The sequence below is a fragment of the Pseudomonas sp. B21-048 genome (genome assembly GCF_024748615.1).
Classification (GTDB): domain Bacteria; phylum Pseudomonadota; class Gammaproteobacteria; order Pseudomonadales; family Pseudomonadaceae; genus Aquipseudomonas.
Genome location: NZ_CP087168.1, coordinates 2,086,199 through 2,104,197 on the forward strand (window position 1 = coordinate 2,086,199; position 17,999 = coordinate 2,104,197).

Here is a 17,999-nt window from a genome sequence, read left to right on the forward strand (position 1 = left end):
TAATTAAAGGGCCCGGGTTTTATCCGGGCCATGACCAAGGAGGCGCCCATGGCTCATTCCAATACTCCTGTCGGCCCGCACTCGTCTGAGCATTCGTCCGATACTGAATTGGGGTTCGACCCCGATTCGCCGGACCTCGCCGATCCTCAGGTCGACCCCCTTGGACCTGCCAAGGCGCCCAAGGATGTAAAACCGGGCGAAAATGACAAGAAGGCGCCGGCCAAGCCTTACGATCCACTCGGCGATCTGAAACCCAAGACCTAGTCAGAGGTGCTTATGTCTACCGATTCGAGCTTCGACGACAAACGTCCAGATCCTCCAGACAGTGTTCCCACAACCCCTGAAGCGGATCTGGATCCGGTGATGGATCCGGACAGCCCGTTGAGAGACCCGTTAGCCAGACCGACAGTGTTGCCAACAAAGCATCCGCAGGGCTGGAAAGACCCGAGTGCCGGAGATGGCATTCCGGATGACGATCAGATGCCATTGCCGAATGATTGAATGCCGGACAAAAAAAGCCCCGAATATTCGGGGCTTTTCGTTGGTGTGTGTCAGGCAGGGGGAAAATGTAAGGCGGACTGCGATTCATAATATTTTTGCAAAACGCAGCTTCGAAGCGCCAGCTCGGTGCTCTTTCACTCAAGACGGTTTCTGAACCCAAACAGCCATAACCGTCTACATTGCAGAGGCATCCCCTTTCTGAGAGAACGGATATGTTTAAATCTCGCTCGTTGATTGCCGCTATGACGTGTCTTGCCTTGGTGTCTGGTTCAGCGACTGTATTGGCCGACCCGGGAAACGGCAAAGGCCAGGGAAGCGGCAAGGGAACCCCACAAAATATCCAGGATCATGGCAATCCCGGCCATGGGAACAAAGGCAAAGGCTCAGGAGGTGACGATTGGAGTCACGGCCCGAGCATCAACCACGGGAGTGTCCTTGGCATCGTAGGGGGGTATCGCGATTACTGGAGCCCAGGGCCCGCCTTGCCACCCGGCATTCAAAAAAATCTCGCCCGCGGAAAACCGCTACCGCCGGGGATCGCCAAAAAACTCGATGGCCGATTGCTGGGCAGGCTTCCGCATTACGATGGCTACGAGTGGCGACAGGCTGGCACTGACTTGATATTGGTCGCGATCGCTACCGGTATTATCTATGAGGTTCTCAACGGCGCTTTTGATTGAGGTGAAGAAGCGACACCTTTCAATCGTGTCCCCAGCATGAATCACGGGAGCAATGGGTTGTTCGATAACAGCGCATTGCTTGCCCGTTGGTCGTCGGCTTTTGAACTGTATGGGGTCGAAACGGTCAGTTATTCCGTGCAATATCAACCTCACGGAACCCCACCATGTTATTAAAAAACAAGCGTTTTGCAGCGGTCATGTCATGCGTGATGATGCTGGCAGCCGCTCCATTGTTGCCCGCTGATCTGTCCATCATGAGTTCTGCCTATGCGAAGGGCGGTGGCGGTGGTGGCGGTAACGGCGGTGGCGGTGGCGGTAACGGTGGTGGCAATGGCGGCGGTCATGGTGGCAGCGGCGGCCAGGGTGGCTCCGGTCATTCCGGTGGCGTCAGCAATGGCCGCGGCGATGGCTTGAGCAGTGATCATGCAGGCAGGGCTGTTCGGGACCATGGCATCAGTGGCAACCACTACGGTAGTGATCGTAACGGTGATCGCGGCCGAGGTTCAGTCACTTCGGGCATTGCCCATTCCAAAGACACGCGAGGGGTGGCGAAGGCCTCTGCCATTTCGGCCACCAAGCCTGGCGATCACAATACGAAAGGGTTGAGTAACGCTCGCACTTCGATTTCAAAAAGAATCGATTAAGCCCAGTACTCTCAAAGCCGGGTATCCATCAGGACCCCGGCTTTTTTGTGCTCGCTATTTTCCAAGTGAGCCTGACGTTGAAGCACCCGGCATAGTGGCGCCTTGGCGGAGGGTGTGCGGATGATCAGCGAAGCTACGTGCGTGGGCAAATTTCCTCCGATGGACTACTACTGTAAGGCTGATTCAACTCGTCTGTAAGGAGTATGTCGATGCTGGCTCACTGGTTTCTGGCGGCGATTCACCTCTTGGCCTTTGCGCTGGGGTTCTGGGCGGTACTGACCCGGGGCATGGCTTTACGTCGCCTGATTGCCGGGGTGGGGGAAGCACGCAATGTTTTGATAGCGGATAATCTGTGGGGGATCTCTGCCGTCACTCTACTGATCACCGGCGCCATGCGAGCCTTTGGCGGGTATGAAAAAGGCACCGACTACTATCTTCACCAACCGTTGTTTCATCTCAAAATGACGCTTTTTGTCTTTATTCTGTTGCTTGAAATTGCGCCGATGGTGGCGCTGATCAAATGGCGGATTGCACTGGGGCGTGGGGCCGCTATCGATACCGGGCGCGCAACGCTGTTTGCCCGTATCAGTCATATCGAAGCGCTGCTGCTGGTGCTGATGGTCGTGGCCGCCACGGGCATGGCGCGTTGGGTAACGTTTGGTTAGCCGGAAGGAAAAAGCTCTTTCTCGCAGCAAATCCGAAACGTCTGACAGTCATGGTATGAGACAGGGCGTTAATATCGGCTCCCGTCGCGATGGATCGCAAAGAGAGACTGGGGACGCGAGGCGGTGCTTGAATCTCTAGCCAGCCGATATTCGAAGCTGAATGGGCTGGCTACTGACTACAGCAGGATTCAGGGTGTTTGCGGCTTGTCCGGAGCGGTCAGGCCAGCCTGAATGCGTTGATAGATCTCTTCGCGATGCACCGCAACGTCTTTCGGGGCGTTGATGCCAATTCTGACTTGCTGGCCGCTAACGCCCAGAATGGTGATCGTAATATTGTCACCAATGTTTATGCTTTCACCGACTTTGCGGGTGAGTATCAGCATGGTTTTCTCCTTGATTGCTTTGTAGGGCACCTGATTCGGACAGTGCAGAGGTCGGTATAGGTATAGATTAGTGCGAAGTCTCGCGGTTTGGGTGCCTCTTTCTGACGCGCAGATGCTGCATTAATTCCCAAGGCGTAACTATACAGAGGCTGCAACCATCCTTCTCGTTGTTTTGCGCCCATTTTGCGGCGTTCGTAAAGGATGCATGAGTGTTAAAATCGCCGCTTTCAGCATTCAGAGGGAAGCGTTGTGCGCAAAATGGCCTTGGTAATCGCAATACTGACGCTGGCCGGGTGCGATGAGGGTAAGGGGGTTGACGCTCAAAAGCCGCAACCGGCAGTCGTTTCCGCCCCCGCCGCGACAACCGGTCCACAATGGGACGTCGAGGTGCGTGGCGAAACCCCCCAGGCGGTCAGCGACCTGAGCGGCTGGTTGATTGAGCATAGCTTCGTTTCCAACGTCATCAGGGAGAATGGAAAGGTTCGTATCCTGATAGGGCCGTTTAATTCGAAAACCGAGGCACAAGCCAGGCAAGCTGAATTGACAGCAGCGCTCACCCGGGCAAAGAAAAGGAATATCGAGTCGCTGGTGGTCGAACATCCAACGGTTCAATAACCAAAAGCGGCGGGATAGAAACGAACAAAAGCCTGGGGTGTGATGCCCCGGGCCTTTGCATTTTCAGCGGCAGGTCAGCCGCAGATTTTCATGTTTACCGAGCCGACAAACTCGTTGCCGCGCCCCATCACACACGCCACGCGCTGATTGCGCTGACGTTCCCAGGCTTGCACCGGATAGGTCTTGTTCCAGGCTTCATACAGTTGCCGATCCTGTTTTGAAAGGCGCAAGCCGTACTGCTTGCTCATGTAGAAGTAAGTCCGGGCGATCATGCCGCGAATGGAAGGGCGGGGCATGACCTTCTTCGCTTTGAAGTCGACCTGTGTCAGGCACGAACCGTATTGACCCGATTGCACGGGCAACCAGCCGAAGCTGAAGTTGCTGCGATCGCCATTCACTTCGCCGATGCTGGGTACAAGATTGTGCAAATCGGCCTCGGCTTTTTGATAGGTCGGGTCGTACCGGGTGCAGTTCTTGCGACCGCCTTGTTGCCAGCACTCGCGCTGATGGCCGATCTGCCAGGCCGGGACAATGTGTTCCCACTCGATTCGCGAGGCTCGCTTGGCGTTTTTACGCGGCAAATAACCGCAGGCGGCGAGGTCGACACGGTTGCCGGTGTATTTGCAGCCGCAATAAAACTCGGTGGATTGCGGAGCGTATAACTTCCACGCGACTTTCTTGGCTTCATCGAAGGTGCGTGGGGCGCCAGCCTGAGCGCCGAGGGTGATGAATAGTAGTAGTAAAGCAAACCCGCGGACACTCATTGACTCAATCTTCCTTCGGCACAACCCAGAAAATCTGCACACCGCCATCGTCACGATGGGCGAGGGTGACGTTGTCGTTCTCGTCGATTTCTTCGAGCAAGCGCTCCCACTCATCCATAGGTTCGTCCGGAAGACGAAAGATCAGTGCAGCTTTGGCTTTCTGAGCGGTGGGGGAATTGATGATCTTCTGAACGCGCGTGCCCAGGCGTTCATAGGTGTCAGGCGAGACGGAGGTTGTAGCCACGGACTTATCCTTATTAAGCTGTACGTGCATACAGTATTTAACTGTAGGCATTTTCGCAACTTCTTAAAATTCAAGAAATCCTCTGACAGTGTTTTTTTCCGTTTGGTGTAGGGCTGTGGGAAAATTTTTATCGGAAACGGTCATGTACCGCTCGCCTGGTCTGGCGAGTGGTACGGCGATGCCCGATTGATAAATATCAATGCTAAAGAAACCCGCGCGCAGGTCGATGCTCCTTTAAAGGGATCTTTTTCAGGAGTTCAAATGTCGTTTACTGTCGGTTTTCCAAATGCAGGCGCAATCACTATCGCGGGCAAGTCCCCAGCGACCATCAACACCTTGAGTGAAGCGACGTCCGACGCCTCGGCTCAAGCGTTGGGTGAAGAGGAGGGTAGCGACAACCAGGTCAGAACCGGTGGCGGTGCGCAGGCTCAGGGCGAAACCAAATCCGAAAAAAGCAGCAATCAAAGTGTTGCGGTGCAGGTACTGCTCAAGCGCATGCAGGAACTGCAGCAGCAACTGCGCGAACAGCAGCAGCAACTCGCAGCCGCTCAGGCAGCGAATTATCCGACCCCGGAAGCCAAAGCCACCGCTGTCATGTCGATTCAGGGGCAAATCGCCGATACCAGCGGTGCGCTCGCGCAAGTGACAGGCAATCTGGTCAAAGAGCTGGCCAAGGGTTCCAGCAGTGGCAATCTGGTCAGCACCACGGCGTGATGCAAAAGGGTTGGCTTTTGCCAATCGAGACACAAAACAGGTCGTTGACAAATTTCGACAGGGTTCGCATAGTTCGGTCTACGCAAACGTTTGCGTGGTCGCCTTTGATGGCTTTATCCCGTAAGGGCAGGGTCTAGCGCAAGCGTTGCTCAGAATAATCATAAGATCGGAGTGAACCCATGAAGCTGCCATTCGCTGGACGTCTTCTCGCTGTCGCAATGCTGGCTGCGGCATCCGCCGCTTTGCCCGTCTCTTCGGCTTTCGCCGAAACCCCTGAAAAACCTAAAGTCGCGCTGGTCATGAAATCCCTGGCCAACGAATTCTTCCTGACCATGGAAGACGGCGCCAAGGCTTACCAGAAAGACCACTCCGGCGACTTCGAGCTGATCTCCAACGGCATCAAGGACGAAACGGACACGGCCGGCCAGACGCGCATCGTCGAGCAAATGATTTTGTCCAAGGTCAACGCATTGGTCATCGCTCCGGCAGATTCCAAGGCCATGGTTCCGGTCATCAAAAAAGCGGTCGATGCCGGCATCACCGTGATCAATATCGATAACCAGCTGGACCCGGCTGTGGTCAAAAGCAAAAACATCACCGTTCCGTTCGTAGGCCCGGACAACCGCAAAGGCGCGCGTCTGGTGGGTGAGTACCTGGCCAAACAGCTGAAGGCCGGTGACGAAGTCGGCATCATCGAAGGCGTTTCCACTACCACCAACGCCCAGCAGCGCACGGCGGGCTTCAAGGATGCGATGGAAGCGGCGCAGATCAAAGTCGTGTCCCTGCAGTCCGGCGATTGGGAAATCGACAAGGGCGGCAAGGTTGCCTCGTCGATGCTCAGCGAATACCCGAACATCAAGGCCCTGTTGGCCGGCAACGACAGCATGGCCGTCGGCGCAGTATCTGCCGTGCGCGCGGCGGGCAAGGCCGGCAAGGTGCAAGTGGTCGGTTACGACAACATCAACGCCATCAAGCCAATGCTCAAGGATGGCCGCGTCCTGGCCACCGCCGACCAGTTTGCTGCCCGGCAAGCGGTGTTCGGCATCGAGACGGCGCTGAACATCATCAACGGCAAGAAAGTCGATAGCGGCGTCAACGGCGTCATCGAAACTCCGGTAGAGCTGGTTACCCAGTAGTCCTTCTGGCGACACAACGGTGCTCGCCTCTTGGGCGAGCACATGGAGAGTTTTTATGTCAGTTTGCGCCCCGAACGCTGTCCTCTCGGTCAGCGGTATCGGTAAGACTTATGCCCAACCCGTCCTCACCGGTATCGACCTGACGCTGATGCGCGGTGAAGTGCTGGCGCTGACCGGCGAGAATGGCGCCGGTAAAAGCACGCTGTCGAAGATCATTGGCGGACTGGTCACGCCGACCACCGGCCAGATGCAATTCCAGGGGCAGGATTACCGTCCTGGCAGCCGGAGCCAGGCCGAAGAGCTGGGCATCCGCATGGTCATGCAAGAACTCAATCTGTTGCCGACGTTGTCGGTGGCGGAAAACCTGTTTCTCGACAACCTGCCCAGCCATGGTGGATGGATCAGCCGCAAGCAACTGCGCAAGGCGGCGATCGAGGCCATGGCTCAGGTCGGCCTCGACGCCATTGATCCGGATACCCTGGTCGGCGAACTGGGGATTGGCCATCAGCAGATGGTGGAGATCGCCCGCAATCTGATCGGCGATTGCCACGTGCTGATCCTCGACGAGCCGACAGCAATGCTGACGGCCCGTGAAGTCGAAATGCTGTTCGAGCAGATCACTCGCCTGCAAGCCCGGGGCGTGTCGATCATCTACATTTCCCACCGCCTCGAAGAACTGGCACGGGTGGCTCAGCGCATCGCGGTATTGCGCGACGGCAACCTGGTCTGTGTTGAGCCGATGGCCAATTACAACAGCGAGCAACTGGTCACCCTGATGGTCGGTCGTGAATTGGGCGAGCACATCGACATGGGGCCGCGCAAGATTGGCGCGCCGGCCTTGACGGTCAAAGGACTGACCCGTTCTGACAAAGTCAGCGATGTGTCCTTCGAAGTACGCGCCGGTGAGGTTTTCGGGATTTCCGGTTTGATCGGGGCAGGGCGAACCGAGTTGCTGCGTCTGATCTTCGGCGCCGATACAGCCGACAGTGGCACCGTCGCGCTGGGGGCATCGGCTCAGGTGGTGAATATTCGTTCGCCGGCCGATGCGGTTGGTCATGGCATCGCCCTGATAACCGAAGACCGCAAGGGCGAAGGCCTGCTGCTGACGCAATCGATCAGCGCCAACATTGCCTTGGGCAATATGCCGATGATTTCCAGCGGTGGCTTCGTCAATAACGGTGATGAGATGTCTCTGGCCCAGCGTCAGATCAACGCCATGCGCATTCGCAGTTCCAGCCCGGCGCAATTGGTCTCGCAATTGTCCGGCGGCAATCAGCAGAAAGTCGTCATCGGCCGTTGGCTGGAGCGCGACTGCACGGTGATGCTGTTCGATGAGCCGACCCGCGGCATCGACGTCGGCGCCAAGTTCGACATCTATACATTGCTCGGAGAGTTGACCCGTCAGGGCAAGGCGCTGGTAGTGGTGTCCAGCGACCTGCGCGAATTGATGCTGATCTGTGACCGCATTGGAGTGCTGTCAGCAGGGCGTCTGATCGATACCTTCGAGCGTGACAGCTGGACCCAGGATGATTTGCTTGCCGCCGCGTTCGCCGGCTACCAAAAACGTGATGCGTTGCTCAATGAAGCAACGCCTAGGGATCTTCCATGAATACTGCATCTTTGGCCGGAAAACGTAGTGGCAACTTTTATGGCCTCGGCGCTTATCTGGGCCTGGCCGGTGCCTTGCTGGCGATGGTCGCGCTGTTCTCGATCCTGAGCAGCCATTTCCTGTCTTACGACACCTTCAGCACCCTGGCCAACCAGATTCCTGATTTGATGGTGCTGGCGGTCGGCATGACCTTCGTATTGATCATCGGCGGTATCGACTTGTCGGTGGGGTCGGTGCTGGCGCTCGCGGCCTCGGCGGTCAGCGTGGCGATTCTCGGTTGGGGCTGGAGCGTCTTGCCTGCGTCCTTGCTCGGCATGGCGGTAGCGGCATTGGCCGGGACGATCACCGGCTCGATCACCGTGGCGTGGCGGATTCCGTCGTTCATCGTGTCCCTCGGCGTGCTGGAAATGGCGCGGGGCCTGGCGTATCAGATGACCGGTTCGCGCACCGCCTACATCGGTGATGCTTTCGCCTGGCTGTCCAATCCGATCGCGTTCGGCATCTCGCCGTCATTCATCATTGCCTTGCTGATTATCTTCATCGCCCAGGCCGTGCTGACGCGCACGGTGTTCGGTCGGTACCTGATCGGCATCGGCACCAACGAAGAGGCAGTGCGCCTGGCGGGGATCAATCCGAAGCCCTACAAGATCCTGGTGTTCAGCCTGATGGGGCTGCTGGCCGGTATCGCGGCGTTGTTTCAGATTTCGCGCCTGGAAGCAGCGGACCCGAATGCCGGCTCCGGTCTGGAGCTGCAAGTGATCGCCGCGGTCGTGATCGGCGGCACCAGCCTGATGGGCGGGCGCGGCTCGGTCATCAGTACATTTTTCGGCGTCCTGATCATCTCGGTACTGGCGGCCGGTCTGGCGCAGATCGGCGCGACCGAACCCACCAAACGCATCATCACCGGTGCGGTGATCGTGGTGGCGGTGGTGCTCGATACTTATCGCAGTCAGCGCGCAAGCCGGCGGACCTGAGTCATGGCAACCATCAAGGATGTAGCGGCACTCGCGGGCATTTCCTACACCACGGTTTCCCACGTGGTGAACAAGACGCGGCCGGTCAGTGAAGAAGTGCGGATCAAGGTCGAGGCGGCGATCAAGCGCCTCGACTACGTGCCCAGTGCCGTGGCCCGGTCGTTGAAAGCGAAAACCACCGCGACCATCGGCCTGCTGGTGCCTAATAGCCTCAACCCATACTTCGCCGAGTTGGCTCGTGGCATCGAGGATTACTGCGAGCGCAACGGCTATTGCGTCATCCTCTGCAACTCCGACGACAACCCGGACAAACAACGCAGCTACCTTCGCGTGTTGCTGGAAAAACGCATCGACGGCTTGATCGTTGCCTCGGCCGGTGGTGACAGCGGCCTGGCTGAAGGTCTGGCGGGTGTGCGTACGCCAATGGTGATTGTCGACCGAGGGCTTGAAGGCCTCGATGCCGATCTAGTGCGTATCGATCATGAATACGGCGCTTATCTGGCGACCCGGCATCTGCTGGAGTTGGGGCACCGGGACATCGCCACGATTGGTGGGCCGGCAAGTACCAGCGTGGCGCAGATGCGTCTGGCCGGTTATTGCCGCGCCTTGAGAGAAGCGTGCGTCGAAGTGCCGCGCGAGCGCATGCTGGAAAGCGACTTCACCAGCATCGGCGGTTACAACGCCGCCGCGATCCTGTTGGAAAAGAACCCACCCAGCGCAATCTTCGCCGGCAACGACATGATCGGCATCGGTGTGTTGCGCGCCGCCGCCGAGCGCAATATTCGTGTGCCCACCGAACTGTCGGTGATCGGCTTCGACGATATCCAGATGAGCCGTTACGTCTATCCGGCGCTGACCACCGTGGGCCAGTCGATCCTGCAGCTTGGCGAGATGGCGGCCGAAGTGCTGTTGCGCAGGATCGCCACGCCGGACCTGGCGACCGATCAGCGCATCGTGACGCCCAGTATTGTCTTGCGAGAATCGACTGCGCCGCTGGCTGGTGTGTTCGTCCAATTTCGCTGAAATCGAAAGTACCGCTAAACAAAAAGCACTGCTGAAACCGAAAGCACTGAAACCAAAAAGCACCGCAGAAACAGAATTGACGAGTGATGTATGCCAGCAAAAGTAGCGGTAATAGGCAGCCTGAACATGGACCTGGTAACCCGGGCGCCACGGCTGCCCCGTGGTGGTGAAACGCTGATCGGCCAATCGTTTACCACGGTTTCCGGCGGCAAGGGCGCGAACCAGGCCGTGGCCGCGGTGCGGCTGGGCGCGCAGGTGTCGATGGTCGGTTGCGTCGGCAGCGACGCCTATGGCGAAGCGCTGCGCGGGGCGTTGTTGGCCGAGCAGATTGATTGCCGGGCGGTCAGTACGGTTGAAGATTCCAGTGGCGTGGCGTTGATCGTGGTCGATGACAACAGTCAGAACGCGATCGTGATTGTTGCCGGTGCCAATGGTGCGCTCACGCCCGAAGTGATCGACCGTTTCGACGCGGTGTTACAAGCGGCGGATGTCATCATCTGTCAGCTGGAAGTACCGGATGCCACGGTCGGCCATGCGCTGAAGCGCGGTCGTGAGCTGGGTAAAACCGTGATTCTCAATCCGGCGCCGGCCAGTCGTCCTCTGCCGGCGGATTGGTATGCGGCCATCGATTACCTGATCCCCAATGAAAGCGAAGCCTCGGCCTTGAGCGGTTTGCCGGTGGACTCCCTGAGCACCGCCGAAACCGCCGCGACCCGCTTGATCGCCATGGGCGCCGGCAAAGTGATCATCACCCTGGGTTCTCAAGGATCACTGTTCACCGATGGCAAACGCATCGAGCATTTCCCGGCGCCGAAAGTAAAGGCGGTAGACACCACCGCGGCTGGCGACACATTCGTCGGTGGTTTCGCAGCAGCCTTGGCGGCCGGCAAAAGCGAGGACGAGGCGATCCGCTTCGGCCAGGTCGCCGCTGCGCTGTCGGTCACCCGGGCTGGCGCGCAACCTTCGATTCCCACCTTGTCCGACGTACAGGCCTTTAAAGCACCATGAAAAAGACCCCTTTGCTCAACGTCGCGCTGTCGCGGCTGATCGCCTCCCTGGGCCATGGCGACACGGTCGTGATCGGCGATGCCGGCCTGCCGGTTCCACCCGGTGTTGAATTGATCGACCTGGCCTTGACCCACGGGATTCCGGATTTCGTCAGTACCTTGAAGGTCGTACTCAGCGAAATGCAGGTCGAAAGCCATGTGCTGGCCCAGGAAATTCTGGACAAGAAACCGTCGGCCTTGAGCACGCTGGATGAACTGAATGCCGAAGGTGCGCTGGGTCGGCGTGAACTGCTCAGTCATGACCAATTCAAAGTACTCAGCCGACAAGCACGGGCGATTATTCGTACAGGCGAATGTCAGCCGTACTGCAACATCGTGTTGGTGGCTGGCGTAACGTTCTAACTTTCCATTCTTCCCACGCACAAGGAGTGCGCCATGCACCGCTATGCTCAGAAACTGCACCACCTGCTCCGGAGTCTGCTGCTTTTGTCCCTGATTAGCGCAACAAGCGCCCAAGCGGCGGAAAAGATCGACTTGATCATCGACACCGATCCGGGTGCCGATGACGTGGTCGCTTTGCTGTTTGCCCTGGCATCGCCGGAAGAACTGAACATTCGTGCGCTGACCACCGTTGCGGGCAACGTGCGTCTGGACAAGACCTCGCGTAATGCGCGTCTGGCCCGTGAGTGGGCAGGGCGTGAGGAGGTGCCTGTTTACGCAGGTGCGCCAAAACCAATGATGCGCACGCCAATCTATGCCGAGAACATCCACGGCAAGGAAGGCTTGTCGGGTGTCACCGTGCACGAGCCGAAGAAAGGCCTGGCCGAAGGCAATGCGGTCAATTATCTGATCGATACCCTGAAGACCGCCAAACCCCACAGCATCACCATCGCCATGCTCGGTCCACAGACCAACCTGGCCCTGGCACTGATCCAGGAGCCCGAAATCGTTCAGGGCATCAAGGAAGTGGTGATCATGGGCGGTGCGCACTTCAATGGTGGCAACATCACCCCTGTGGCCGAATTCAACCTGTTCGCCGACCCTCAGGCGGCGGAAGTGGTGCTGAAAAGTGGCGTCAAGCTGACTTACTTGCCGCTGGACGTGACCCACAAGATTCTGACCAGTGAAGCGCGTCTGAAGCAGATCGCCGCCCTGAACAACAATGCCAGCAAGCTGGTGGGCGATATTCTCAACGAGTACGTCAAAGGTGACATGGAGCACTACGGCATTCCGGGTGGCCCGGTGCATGACGCCACCGTCATCGCTTACCTGCTCAAGCCAGAGCTGTTCACGGGGCGTTCGGTCAACGTAGTGGTTGATAGTCGCGAAGGGCCGACCTTCGGCCAGACCATTGTCGACTGGTATGACGGCCTGAAGGCACCGAAAAATGCCTTCTGGGTTGAAAGCGGCGACGCTCAGGGCTTCTTCGACCTGCTGACCCAGCGTCTGGCTCGTCTGAAGTAAGCCATAACCCCGCAGGTGCCAGCCTGCGGGGTTTGACGCTACTCGGTCTCTGTTGCGCCCATATAGTCGGCGGGGTACTTCTCGAGCACCTGTGTGATGAACATCTGGGCGGCTTGCGTCCCCAGTTCCTTGACCAGCAAATCGATACCAATGATCGCCAACTCTTCCGGGCTACCCGGGCTGTAAGAGCTGTGGCCTTGTGGCCACTTGGCTTTGATGTCGGCGTCGATACTTACGGTGGTCATGATGGTGCTCGTGATGTCGGGACAGTCTGAATGTCGAGTTAACCATTTTGCGGGGCGTTTGGCACTCCGACTTAGGCATGAGGGGAGGGCTATGCGACACTTGGTCTTTGAAGATTTTTCAAGGACCGTGCTGTGCAGATCGATTTGAACACTCCTGACGGCTTGACCCTCGAAGCGGTGCGTCAGCTGCTGGCTTCTGCCAGCGATGATGAACACACTCAGTTGCGGGTCACCAAGGGCGGTATCGCCTATATTTCGTCGGGCATTGTGGGCGGCACGGACATCGACGGGTTGCTGTTTCGCCTGGAGACCTGGGCCAAGGGGGCCGGTTATGTCGGATTGGTCGCGGCCAGCGACGAGGTCTGGGTCATGCAGATTTTCAATGCGCTCAAGCAGAATTGGCCAGCGCCACCTTTCGACTACATCGATGTTTACTGATCACGTTCATATTCAGTCACGATTGAGGGATGAACGGCTTGCCGATGCTCAGGCACACTCTTGGCTGTCTGGATCGAGGGCTGGGCGATAGCGCCCGCCCTGAAACCAAACGCCAGAATGGCGGTCGCACGATCTCTGTTTAATTATTGAATGAAGGAGGCTTCATGCCTTGGAAGCTCGCGTCATTGGGTTCTTTGTTGGCTGCCATCCTGCTGGCCGGTTGCAGCAGTACGTCCACCGAGTCGGCAAAGGACCCTGTGGCGACCGATACCGGCCACAGCCGATGTGAAGCAAAGGCGGCCGAATTCACTATTGGCAAAAAGGCCTCGCCCGAATTACTGGATCAGGCACGTACCCGCGCAGGCGCGCAGAATGCCCGGTTCCTCAAGCCAAACGACATGGTGACTCTGGAGTACCGCTCCGATCGTCTGAACCTGAACACCGACAACAACCTGGTGGTCACCCGCGTCAACTGCGGCTGATTGCTTCAGGCTTTTGTTTCGCTCATAAAAAACCCCGTCACATGGACGGGGTTTTTTTAGTGCGGCAGAAAATTACTCTGCGCGGACTTGTGCAGCTTGCATACCCTTTTGGCCTTTCTCAGCCACGAAGGAAACGGTCTGGCCTTCTTTCAGGCTTTTGAAACCGTCGCTTTCGATAGCTTTGAAGTGTACGAACAGGTCGTCACCGCCACCTTGAGGAGTGATGAAGCCGAAGCCTTTTTCATCGTTGAACCATTTAACGGTGCCGGTTTGGCGATTAGACATGGTGTATCTCCAAGAAACATATATTTTCAGTAGTACTGTGCTGCTCAGGCCAACTGGGCACACCGGAGTATCATAGTCGAAATGTTCGCTTTGGGAGCCCCCCGGGTGCGCTGTTTGCCCTGCAGTCGCGTTTTCTTTGTTGCTTCGTATGGCTGAAAGCCCCGGTTTAAAAGGCTTTCAGCCAAAAATAAAGACATTAAAAAAAGCTGAAAAAACCTGCATGACTTGCATGAAAAAGCTGTTTTCTGGCACTTTTCACCAGTGTTGAAGGCCTTCAAGGCGTCCTGTCGAGCTTATTTTTTCGCCTTGTTATCCACCTTGCAGGCGGCGATTTTGCCCAGTGCCTTCTGTTGCAGTTCAGGGCTGGCCTTGTTATCCATCAAAGCCTGAATGTCGCTGGCCGGGTAAGATTTGATCGCGTCGGCACCGCATGCGCAGTGGGACTTGGCTGCCGCAGCACCAATCTGCGGAGTGGCCGCTTCAGTGCACTGAGCCATGTATTTCTCGCGCTCGCCCTTTGGCCAATCGGCATGGGCAGCCAGCGGCAGCAACAGGACGACGGGTGCGACGACGGCGAATAAACGATTCAGACGCATGCTGGGATGCTCCTTTTGGGTCAATGTCTTGATATCTGAGGGGTAAAGCGGGGTTCTAGTTCAGTACTCTGGCATAAAAATGCCTGATTTGCCCCAGCAGAAAACCTTGCCACCGCGACGACCGTTCATCTGTGCTAGCATGCCCTGCTCGGGCATTTGCAGGCTCCGGATGACCTTCAGTCCCGGCAGCGGCAGAGGCGCGAATAACCCTGATTTGAATCCCAGTCACTCTGGTTCGGTTTTCCGGTTGGCCGCAAGGCTCCTGCCGCTGTAAGGCAGGCGTTCGTCATTGAATGGCCTGGATCGGATCTTGTACTGGCTCATCCCAACCCACGTGACCTTTGGTAGGGGTCACCACTAGGAGAGGAGGCGCCATGCCAACTATTACTCTTCCCGACGGCAGTCAACGTTCATTCGATCACCCGGTTTCCGTAGCCGAGATCGCAGCATCCATCGGTGCCGGTCTGGCCAAGGCCACCGTGGCCGGTAAAGTCAATGGCAAGCTGGTCGACGCCAGCGACATCATTGACAGCGATGCCTCGCTGCAAATCATTACGCCAAAGGATGAAGAGGGGCTGGAGATCATTCGCCACTCTTGCGCCCACCTGGTTGGCCATGCGGTCAAGCAGTTGTACCCGACGGCCAAGATGGTCATCGGTCCGGTCATCGACGAAGGCTTCTATTACGACATTGCCTTCGAGCGTCCTTTTACGCCGGACGACCTGGCCGCCATCGAACAGCGCATGCAGCAGCTGATCGAGAAAGATTACGACGTGATCAAGAAAGTCACTCCGCGCGCCGAAGTGATCGAAGTGTTCAAGGCCCGCGGCGAAGACTACAAGCTGCGTCTGGTCGAGGACATGCCGAACGAGCAGGCCATGGGCCTGTACTATCACGAAGAATACGTCGACATGTGCCGCGGTCCGCACGTGCCAAACACGCGTTTCCTGAAATCCTTCAAGCTGACCAAGCTGTCCGGCGCCTACTGGCGTGGCGATGCCAAGAACGAGCAATTGCAGCGCGTTTACGGCACTGCATGGGCGGACAAGAAGCAGCTGGCGGCTTACATCCAGCGCATCGAAGAAGCTGAAAAGCGCGATCACCGCAAGATCGGCAAGCGTCTGGGCCTGTTCCACACCCAGGAAGAGTCGCCGGGCATGGTGTTCTGGCACCCGAATGGCTGGACTCTGTACCAGGTGCTCGAACAGTACATGCGCAAGGTTCAGCGCGACAACGGCTATCTGGAGATCAAAACTCCACAAGTCGTTGACCGCAGCCTGTGGGAGAAATCCGGGCACTGGGCCAACTACGCCGACAACATGTTCACCACGCAGTCCGAAAACCGCGACTACGCCATCAAGCCGATGAACTGCCCGTGCCACGTGCAGGTATTCAATCAGGGCCTGAAAAGCTATCGCGAGCTGCCGATGCGTCTGGCCGAGTTCGGTGCCTGCCACCGTAACGAGCCATCGGGTGCGCTGCACGGCATCATGCGCGTTCGCGCCTTCACTCAGGACGATGCTCACATCTTCTGTACTGAAGAGCAGATGCAGGCCGAATCCGCCGCATTCATCAAGTTGACCATGGACGTCTATGCCGACTTCGGCTTTAAAGACGTCGAGATGAAACTGTCCACTCGTCCGGAAAAACGCGTCGGTTCCGACGAGTTGTGGGATCGCGCCGAAGCGGCATTGGCCGCAGCCCTTGATAGCGCTGGCCTGCCGTACGATCTGCAGCCGGGCGAGGGTGCGTTCTATGGTCCGAAGATTGAATTCTCTCTGAAAGATTGCCTTGGCCGCGTCTGGCAGTGTGGTACCCTTCAGCTCGATTTTAACCTGCCTATCCGTCTTGGGGCCGAATACGTCTCCGAAGACAACAGTCGCAAGCACCCGGTTATGTTGCACCGGGCGATCCTTGGGTCCTTCGAACGTTTCGTCGGAATCCTGATCGAGCACTACGAGGGTGCATTCCCTGCGTGGCTGGCTCCGACCCAGGCAGTGATCATGAATATCACTGATAAACAGGCTGATTTTGCCGCCGAGGTTGAAAAAACCCTCAATGAAAGCGGATTTCGTGCCAAGTCTGACTTGAGAAATGAAAAGATCGGCTTTAAAATCCGCGAGCATACTTTGCTCAAGGTTCCCTATCTCTTGGTTATCGGAGATCGGGAAGTCGAGATGCAGACTGTCGCTGTGCGTACTCGTGAAGGTGCTGACCTGGGCTCGATGCCCGTCGCCCAGTTCGCTGAGTTTCTCGCGCAAGCGGTTTCCCGGCGTGGTCGCCCAGATTCGGAGTAATTATTATTAAGCGTGAAATGAGACAAGATAAACGAGCTGCACCGAAAGCCCCGATCAACGAGAATATCTCGGCACGCGAGGTTCGGTTAATTGGGGCTGAAGGTGAACAGCTTGGGATTGTGTCAATTGAAGACGCGCTTCTTAAGGCTGAAGAGGCCAAACTGGATTTGGTGGAAATTTCCGCCGATGCAGTGCCCCCTGTTTGCAAACTGATGGACTACGGCAAGTCGATCTTCGAGAAGAAGAAGCAGATTGCCGCGGCCAAGAAAAACCAGAAGCAGATTCAGGTTAAAGAAATCAAGTTTCGTCCAGGGACGGAGGAAGGGGATTACCAGGTAAAACTGCGCAACCTGGTACGTTTCCTGAGTGATGGGGACAGGGCCAAGGTATCCTTGCGATTCCGCGGCCGTGAGATGGCCCACCAGGAGCTGGGGATGGAACTCCTCAAGCGAGTTGAAGGTGACTTGCTCGAGTACGGTTCGGTCGAACAGCATCCTAAGATGGAAGGACGCCAGCTGATCATGGTCATCGCCCCGAAAAAGAAGAAGTAATCAACAGGGCACGGCAGGCCTTCTGATTATGTTTATCAACTGAATGCGGAGTATCCGAACATGCCAAAGATGAAAACGAAAAGTGGTGCTGCTAAGCGGTTTCTGAAAACTGCTAACGGTATCAAGCACAAGCACGCTTTCAAGAGCCACATCCTGACTAAAATGTCGACCAAGCGTAAGCGTCAACTGCGCGGTAGCAGCTTGCTGCATCCGTCTGACGTGGCAAAAGTCGAGCGCATGCTGCGCCTTCGTTAATTTTAGTCAAGAATAGAGGAAGTAACTCATGGCTCGTGTAAAGCGTGGCGTCATTGCCCGTAAACGTCACAAAAAAATTCTGAAACTTGCTAAAGGCTACTACGGCGCTCGCTCGCGCGTATTCCGTGTTGCCAAGCAAGCGGTAATCAAGGCAGGCCAATACGCCTACCGTGACCGTCGTCAGAAAAAACGTCAGTTCCGCGCTCTGTGGATCGCTCGTATCAACGCTGGTGCACGTATCAACGGTCTGTCCTACAGCCGTTTCATCGCTGGCCTGAAAAAAGCGTCCATCGAGATCGACCGTAAGGTTCTGGCTGATCTGGCAGTGAACGAAAAAGCGGCGTTTGCTGCGATTGTCGAGAAAGCTAAAGCCACCTTGGCTTAAGTACCCCCGACAGTCACCCGGCCTCACCTCTGTGAGGCCAGG

The 17,999-nt window shown here is 57.0% G+C and carries 26 protein-coding genes; 20 read left to right on the forward strand and 6 right to left on the reverse strand.

The genetic code is table 11. The annotated features are described in order from the left end of the window. The first annotated feature begins 48 nt into the window (after window positions 1-48). The 5 genes from LOY56_RS09645 (at window position 49) to LOY56_RS09665 (ending at window position 2,490) form a co-directional block, all read left to right on the forward strand. The gene (locus tag LOY56_RS09645; RefSeq protein WP_258621302.1) at window positions 49-264 is read left to right on the forward strand and encodes a DUF6021 family protein; all 216 of its coding nucleotides are present in this window, start codon (window positions 49-51) and stop codon (window positions 262-264) included. A gap of 12 nt (window positions 265-276) precedes the next feature. Beyond that, on the forward strand, window positions 277-501 hold the full coding sequence (locus LOY56_RS09650) for a hypothetical protein (protein WP_258621304.1): 225 nt from the start codon (window positions 277-279) through the stop codon (window positions 499-501). A gap of 212 nt (window positions 502-713) precedes the next feature. Beyond that, complete coding sequence (locus LOY56_RS09655) at window positions 714-1,181, forward strand: RcnB family protein (RefSeq protein ID WP_258621305.1); 468 nt, start codon at window positions 714-716, stop codon at window positions 1,179-1,181. A gap of 164 nt (window positions 1,182-1,345) precedes the next feature. Beyond that, entirely contained in the window at window positions 1,346-1,825 is a 480-nt protein-coding gene (locus LOY56_RS09660) for a hypothetical protein (RefSeq protein ID WP_258621306.1), read from the forward strand. A 209-nt stretch (window positions 1,826-2,034) separates the two neighbouring features. Beyond that, the gene (locus LOY56_RS09665; RefSeq protein WP_258621307.1) at window positions 2,035-2,490 is read left to right on the forward strand and encodes a DUF2214 family protein; all 456 of its coding nucleotides are present in this window, start codon (window positions 2,035-2,037) and stop codon (window positions 2,488-2,490) included. 188 nt (window positions 2,491-2,678) lie between these two features. On the opposite strand, the gene csrA is transcribed toward LOY56_RS09665, so the two are convergent. Then, window positions 2,679-2,873 carry a carbon storage regulator CsrA gene (csrA, locus tag LOY56_RS09670; protein ID WP_007905913.1) on the reverse strand — a complete coding sequence of 65 codons (195 nt, stop codon included), beginning with the start codon at window positions 2,871-2,873 and terminating at the stop codon, window positions 2,679-2,681. Window positions 2,874-3,122: 249 nt separating this feature from the next. On the opposite strand from csrA, the gene LOY56_RS09675 reads away from it, so the two are divergent. Beyond that, window positions 3,123-3,488, forward strand: a complete 366-nt coding sequence (locus tag LOY56_RS09675; protein ID WP_258621308.1) for an SPOR domain-containing protein — start codon at window positions 3,123-3,125, stop codon at window positions 3,486-3,488. Between the two features lie 74 nt (window positions 3,489-3,562). Here the strand turns inward: LOY56_RS09675 and LOY56_RS09680 are convergent, their stop codons facing one another. Beyond that, window positions 3,563-4,252 carry an endonuclease I family protein gene (locus LOY56_RS09680; RefSeq protein ID WP_258621309.1) on the reverse strand — a complete coding sequence of 230 codons (690 nt, stop codon included), beginning with the start codon at window positions 4,250-4,252 and terminating at the stop codon, window positions 3,563-3,565. A 4-nt stretch (window positions 4,253-4,256) separates the two neighbouring features. Further along, a complete protein-coding gene (locus tag LOY56_RS09685) occupies window positions 4,257-4,526 on the reverse strand; it encodes a DUF1654 domain-containing protein (protein ID WP_258622598.1) in 270 nt (89 codons plus the stop codon). Window positions 4,527-4,757: 231 nt separating this feature from the next. On the opposite strand from LOY56_RS09685, the gene LOY56_RS09690 reads away from it, so the two are divergent. From LOY56_RS09690 to LOY56_RS09725, 8 genes are all read left to right on the forward strand, one after another. Continuing rightward, window positions 4,758-5,210, forward strand: coding sequence for a hypothetical protein (locus LOY56_RS09690; protein WP_258621310.1), 453 nt, complete (start codon window positions 4,758-4,760; stop codon window positions 5,208-5,210). 179 nt (window positions 5,211-5,389) lie between these two features. Then, window positions 5,390-6,346, forward strand: coding sequence for a sugar ABC transporter substrate-binding protein (locus LOY56_RS09695; protein ID WP_258621311.1), 957 nt, complete (start codon window positions 5,390-5,392; stop codon window positions 6,344-6,346). Window positions 6,347-6,401: 55 nt separating this feature from the next. Continuing rightward, complete coding sequence (locus LOY56_RS09700) at window positions 6,402-7,955, forward strand: sugar ABC transporter ATP-binding protein (RefSeq protein WP_258621312.1); 1,554 nt, start codon at window positions 6,402-6,404, stop codon at window positions 7,953-7,955. Beyond that, window positions 7,952-8,929, forward strand: coding sequence for an ABC transporter permease (locus LOY56_RS09705; protein WP_258621313.1), 978 nt, complete (start codon window positions 7,952-7,954; stop codon window positions 8,927-8,929). The genes LOY56_RS09700 and LOY56_RS09705 overlap by 4 nt, the downstream gene beginning before the upstream one ends. A gap of 3 nt (window positions 8,930-8,932) precedes the next feature. Then, window positions 8,933-9,952, forward strand: coding sequence for a LacI family DNA-binding transcriptional regulator (locus tag LOY56_RS09710; protein ID WP_258621314.1), 1,020 nt, complete (start codon window positions 8,933-8,935; stop codon window positions 9,950-9,952). Window positions 9,953-10,042: 90 nt separating this feature from the next. Then, window positions 10,043-10,960, forward strand: coding sequence for a ribokinase (gene rbsK, locus LOY56_RS09715; protein ID WP_258621316.1), 918 nt, complete (start codon window positions 10,043-10,045; stop codon window positions 10,958-10,960). Beyond that, a complete protein-coding gene (gene rbsD / locus LOY56_RS09720; protein ID WP_258621317.1) occupies window positions 10,957-11,361 on the forward strand; it encodes a D-ribose pyranase in 405 nt (134 codons plus the stop codon). Before rbsK ends, rbsD begins: the two co-directional genes overlap by 4 nt. Window positions 11,362-11,394: 33 nt before the next feature. Further along, on the forward strand, window positions 11,395-12,423 hold the full coding sequence (locus tag LOY56_RS09725) for a nucleoside hydrolase (protein ID WP_258621319.1): 1,029 nt from the start codon (window positions 11,395-11,397) through the stop codon (window positions 12,421-12,423). Between the two features lie 38 nt (window positions 12,424-12,461). Here the strand turns inward: LOY56_RS09725 and LOY56_RS09730 are convergent, their stop codons facing one another. Continuing rightward, a complete protein-coding gene (locus LOY56_RS09730) occupies window positions 12,462-12,668 on the reverse strand; it encodes a hypothetical protein (RefSeq protein WP_258621320.1) in 207 nt (68 codons plus the stop codon). A gap of 132 nt (window positions 12,669-12,800) precedes the next feature. On the opposite strand from LOY56_RS09730, the gene LOY56_RS09735 reads away from it, so the two are divergent. Then, entirely contained in the window at window positions 12,801-13,106 is a 306-nt protein-coding gene (locus LOY56_RS09735) for a hypothetical protein (RefSeq protein WP_258621322.1), read from the forward strand. 164 nt (window positions 13,107-13,270) lie between these two features. After that, entirely contained in the window at window positions 13,271-13,588 is a 318-nt protein-coding gene (locus LOY56_RS09740) for an I78 family peptidase inhibitor (RefSeq protein WP_258621324.1), read from the forward strand. A gap of 72 nt (window positions 13,589-13,660) precedes the next feature. Here the strand turns inward: LOY56_RS09740 and LOY56_RS09745 are convergent, their stop codons facing one another. Next, the gene (locus LOY56_RS09745) at window positions 13,661-13,873 is read right to left on the reverse strand and encodes a cold-shock protein (RefSeq protein WP_007905882.1); all 213 of its coding nucleotides are present in this window, start codon (window positions 13,871-13,873) and stop codon (window positions 13,661-13,663) included. 293 nt (window positions 13,874-14,166) lie between these two features. Then, window positions 14,167-14,469: a hypothetical protein gene (locus tag LOY56_RS09750; protein WP_258621326.1), complete on the reverse strand. Its 303-nt coding sequence runs from the start codon at window positions 14,467-14,469 to the stop codon at window positions 14,167-14,169. A gap of 374 nt (window positions 14,470-14,843) precedes the next feature. On the opposite strand from LOY56_RS09750, the gene thrS reads away from it, so the two are divergent. From thrS to rplT, 4 genes are read left to right on the forward strand one after another with little or no spacing between them, the layout of a single operon-like run. Next, on the forward strand, window positions 14,844-16,766 hold the full coding sequence (thrS, locus tag LOY56_RS09755; protein WP_258621328.1) for a threonine--tRNA ligase: 1,923 nt from the start codon (window positions 14,844-14,846) through the stop codon (window positions 16,764-16,766). Then, a complete protein-coding gene (gene infC / locus LOY56_RS09760; protein WP_172435341.1) occupies window positions 16,766-17,317 on the forward strand; it encodes a translation initiation factor IF-3 in 552 nt (183 codons plus the stop codon). The genes thrS and infC overlap by 1 nt, the downstream gene beginning before the upstream one ends. Before the next feature lie 60 nt (window positions 17,318-17,377). Then, window positions 17,378-17,572, forward strand: coding sequence for a 50S ribosomal protein L35 (gene rpmI / locus LOY56_RS09765; protein ID WP_002553160.1), 195 nt, complete (start codon window positions 17,378-17,380; stop codon window positions 17,570-17,572). 28 nt (window positions 17,573-17,600) lie between these two features. Next, window positions 17,601-17,957, forward strand: a complete 357-nt coding sequence (rplT, locus tag LOY56_RS09770) for a 50S ribosomal protein L20 (RefSeq protein ID WP_007905879.1) — start codon at window positions 17,601-17,603, stop codon at window positions 17,955-17,957. Window positions 17,958-17,999 lie beyond the last annotated feature (42 nt).

Coding starts and splice junctions, on each gene's coding strand:
- LOY56_RS09685 (WP_258622598.1), bottom strand. CDS start 4,526: ATGCACGTACAGCTTAATAAGGATAAGTCCGTGGCTACAACCTCCGTC.
- LOY56_RS09650 (WP_258621304.1), top strand. CDS start 277: ATGTCTACCGATTCGAGCTTCGACGACAAACGTCCAGATCCTCCAGAC.
- rbsK (WP_258621316.1), top strand. CDS start 10,043: ATGCCAGCAAAAGTAGCGGTAATAGGCAGCCTGAACATGGACCTGGTA.
- LOY56_RS09700 (WP_258621312.1), top strand. CDS start 6,402: ATGTCAGTTTGCGCCCCGAACGCTGTCCTCTCGGTCAGCGGTATCGGT.
- rpmI (WP_002553160.1), top strand. CDS start 17,378: ATGCCAAAGATGAAAACGAAAAGTGGTGCTGCTAAGCGGTTTCTGAAA.
- rplT (WP_007905879.1), top strand. CDS start 17,601: ATGGCTCGTGTAAAGCGTGGCGTCATTGCCCGTAAACGTCACAAAAAA.
- LOY56_RS09725 (WP_258621319.1), top strand. CDS start 11,395: ATGCACCGCTATGCTCAGAAACTGCACCACCTGCTCCGGAGTCTGCTG.
- LOY56_RS09740 (WP_258621324.1), top strand. CDS start 13,271: ATGCCTTGGAAGCTCGCGTCATTGGGTTCTTTGTTGGCTGCCATCCTG.
- LOY56_RS09655 (WP_258621305.1), top strand. CDS start 714: ATGTTTAAATCTCGCTCGTTGATTGCCGCTATGACGTGTCTTGCCTTG.
- LOY56_RS09665 (WP_258621307.1), top strand. CDS start 2,035: ATGCTGGCTCACTGGTTTCTGGCGGCGATTCACCTCTTGGCCTTTGCG.
- rbsD (WP_258621317.1), top strand. CDS start 10,957: ATGAAAAAGACCCCTTTGCTCAACGTCGCGCTGTCGCGGCTGATCGCC.
- LOY56_RS09730 (WP_258621320.1), bottom strand. CDS start 12,668: ATGACCACCGTAAGTATCGACGCCGACATCAAAGCCAAGTGGCCACAA.
- LOY56_RS09660 (WP_258621306.1), top strand. CDS start 1,346: ATGTTATTAAAAAACAAGCGTTTTGCAGCGGTCATGTCATGCGTGATG.
- csrA (WP_007905913.1), bottom strand. CDS start 2,873: ATGCTGATACTCACCCGCAAAGTCGGTGAAAGCATAAACATTGGTGAC.
- LOY56_RS09645 (WP_258621302.1), top strand. CDS start 49: ATGGCTCATTCCAATACTCCTGTCGGCCCGCACTCGTCTGAGCATTCG.
- LOY56_RS09745 (WP_007905882.1), bottom strand. CDS start 13,873: ATGTCTAATCGCCAAACCGGCACCGTTAAATGGTTCAACGATGAAAAA.
- LOY56_RS09680 (WP_258621309.1), bottom strand. CDS start 4,252: ATGAGTGTCCGCGGGTTTGCTTTACTACTACTATTCATCACCCTCGGC.
- LOY56_RS09690 (WP_258621310.1), top strand. CDS start 4,758: ATGTCGTTTACTGTCGGTTTTCCAAATGCAGGCGCAATCACTATCGCG.
- LOY56_RS09710 (WP_258621314.1), top strand. CDS start 8,933: ATGGCAACCATCAAGGATGTAGCGGCACTCGCGGGCATTTCCTACACC.
- LOY56_RS09750 (WP_258621326.1), bottom strand. CDS start 14,469: ATGCGTCTGAATCGTTTATTCGCCGTCGTCGCACCCGTCGTCCTGTTG.
- LOY56_RS09695 (WP_258621311.1), top strand. CDS start 5,390: ATGAAGCTGCCATTCGCTGGACGTCTTCTCGCTGTCGCAATGCTGGCT.
- thrS (WP_258621328.1), top strand. CDS start 14,844: ATGCCAACTATTACTCTTCCCGACGGCAGTCAACGTTCATTCGATCAC.
- LOY56_RS09705 (WP_258621313.1), top strand. CDS start 7,952: ATGAATACTGCATCTTTGGCCGGAAAACGTAGTGGCAACTTTTATGGC.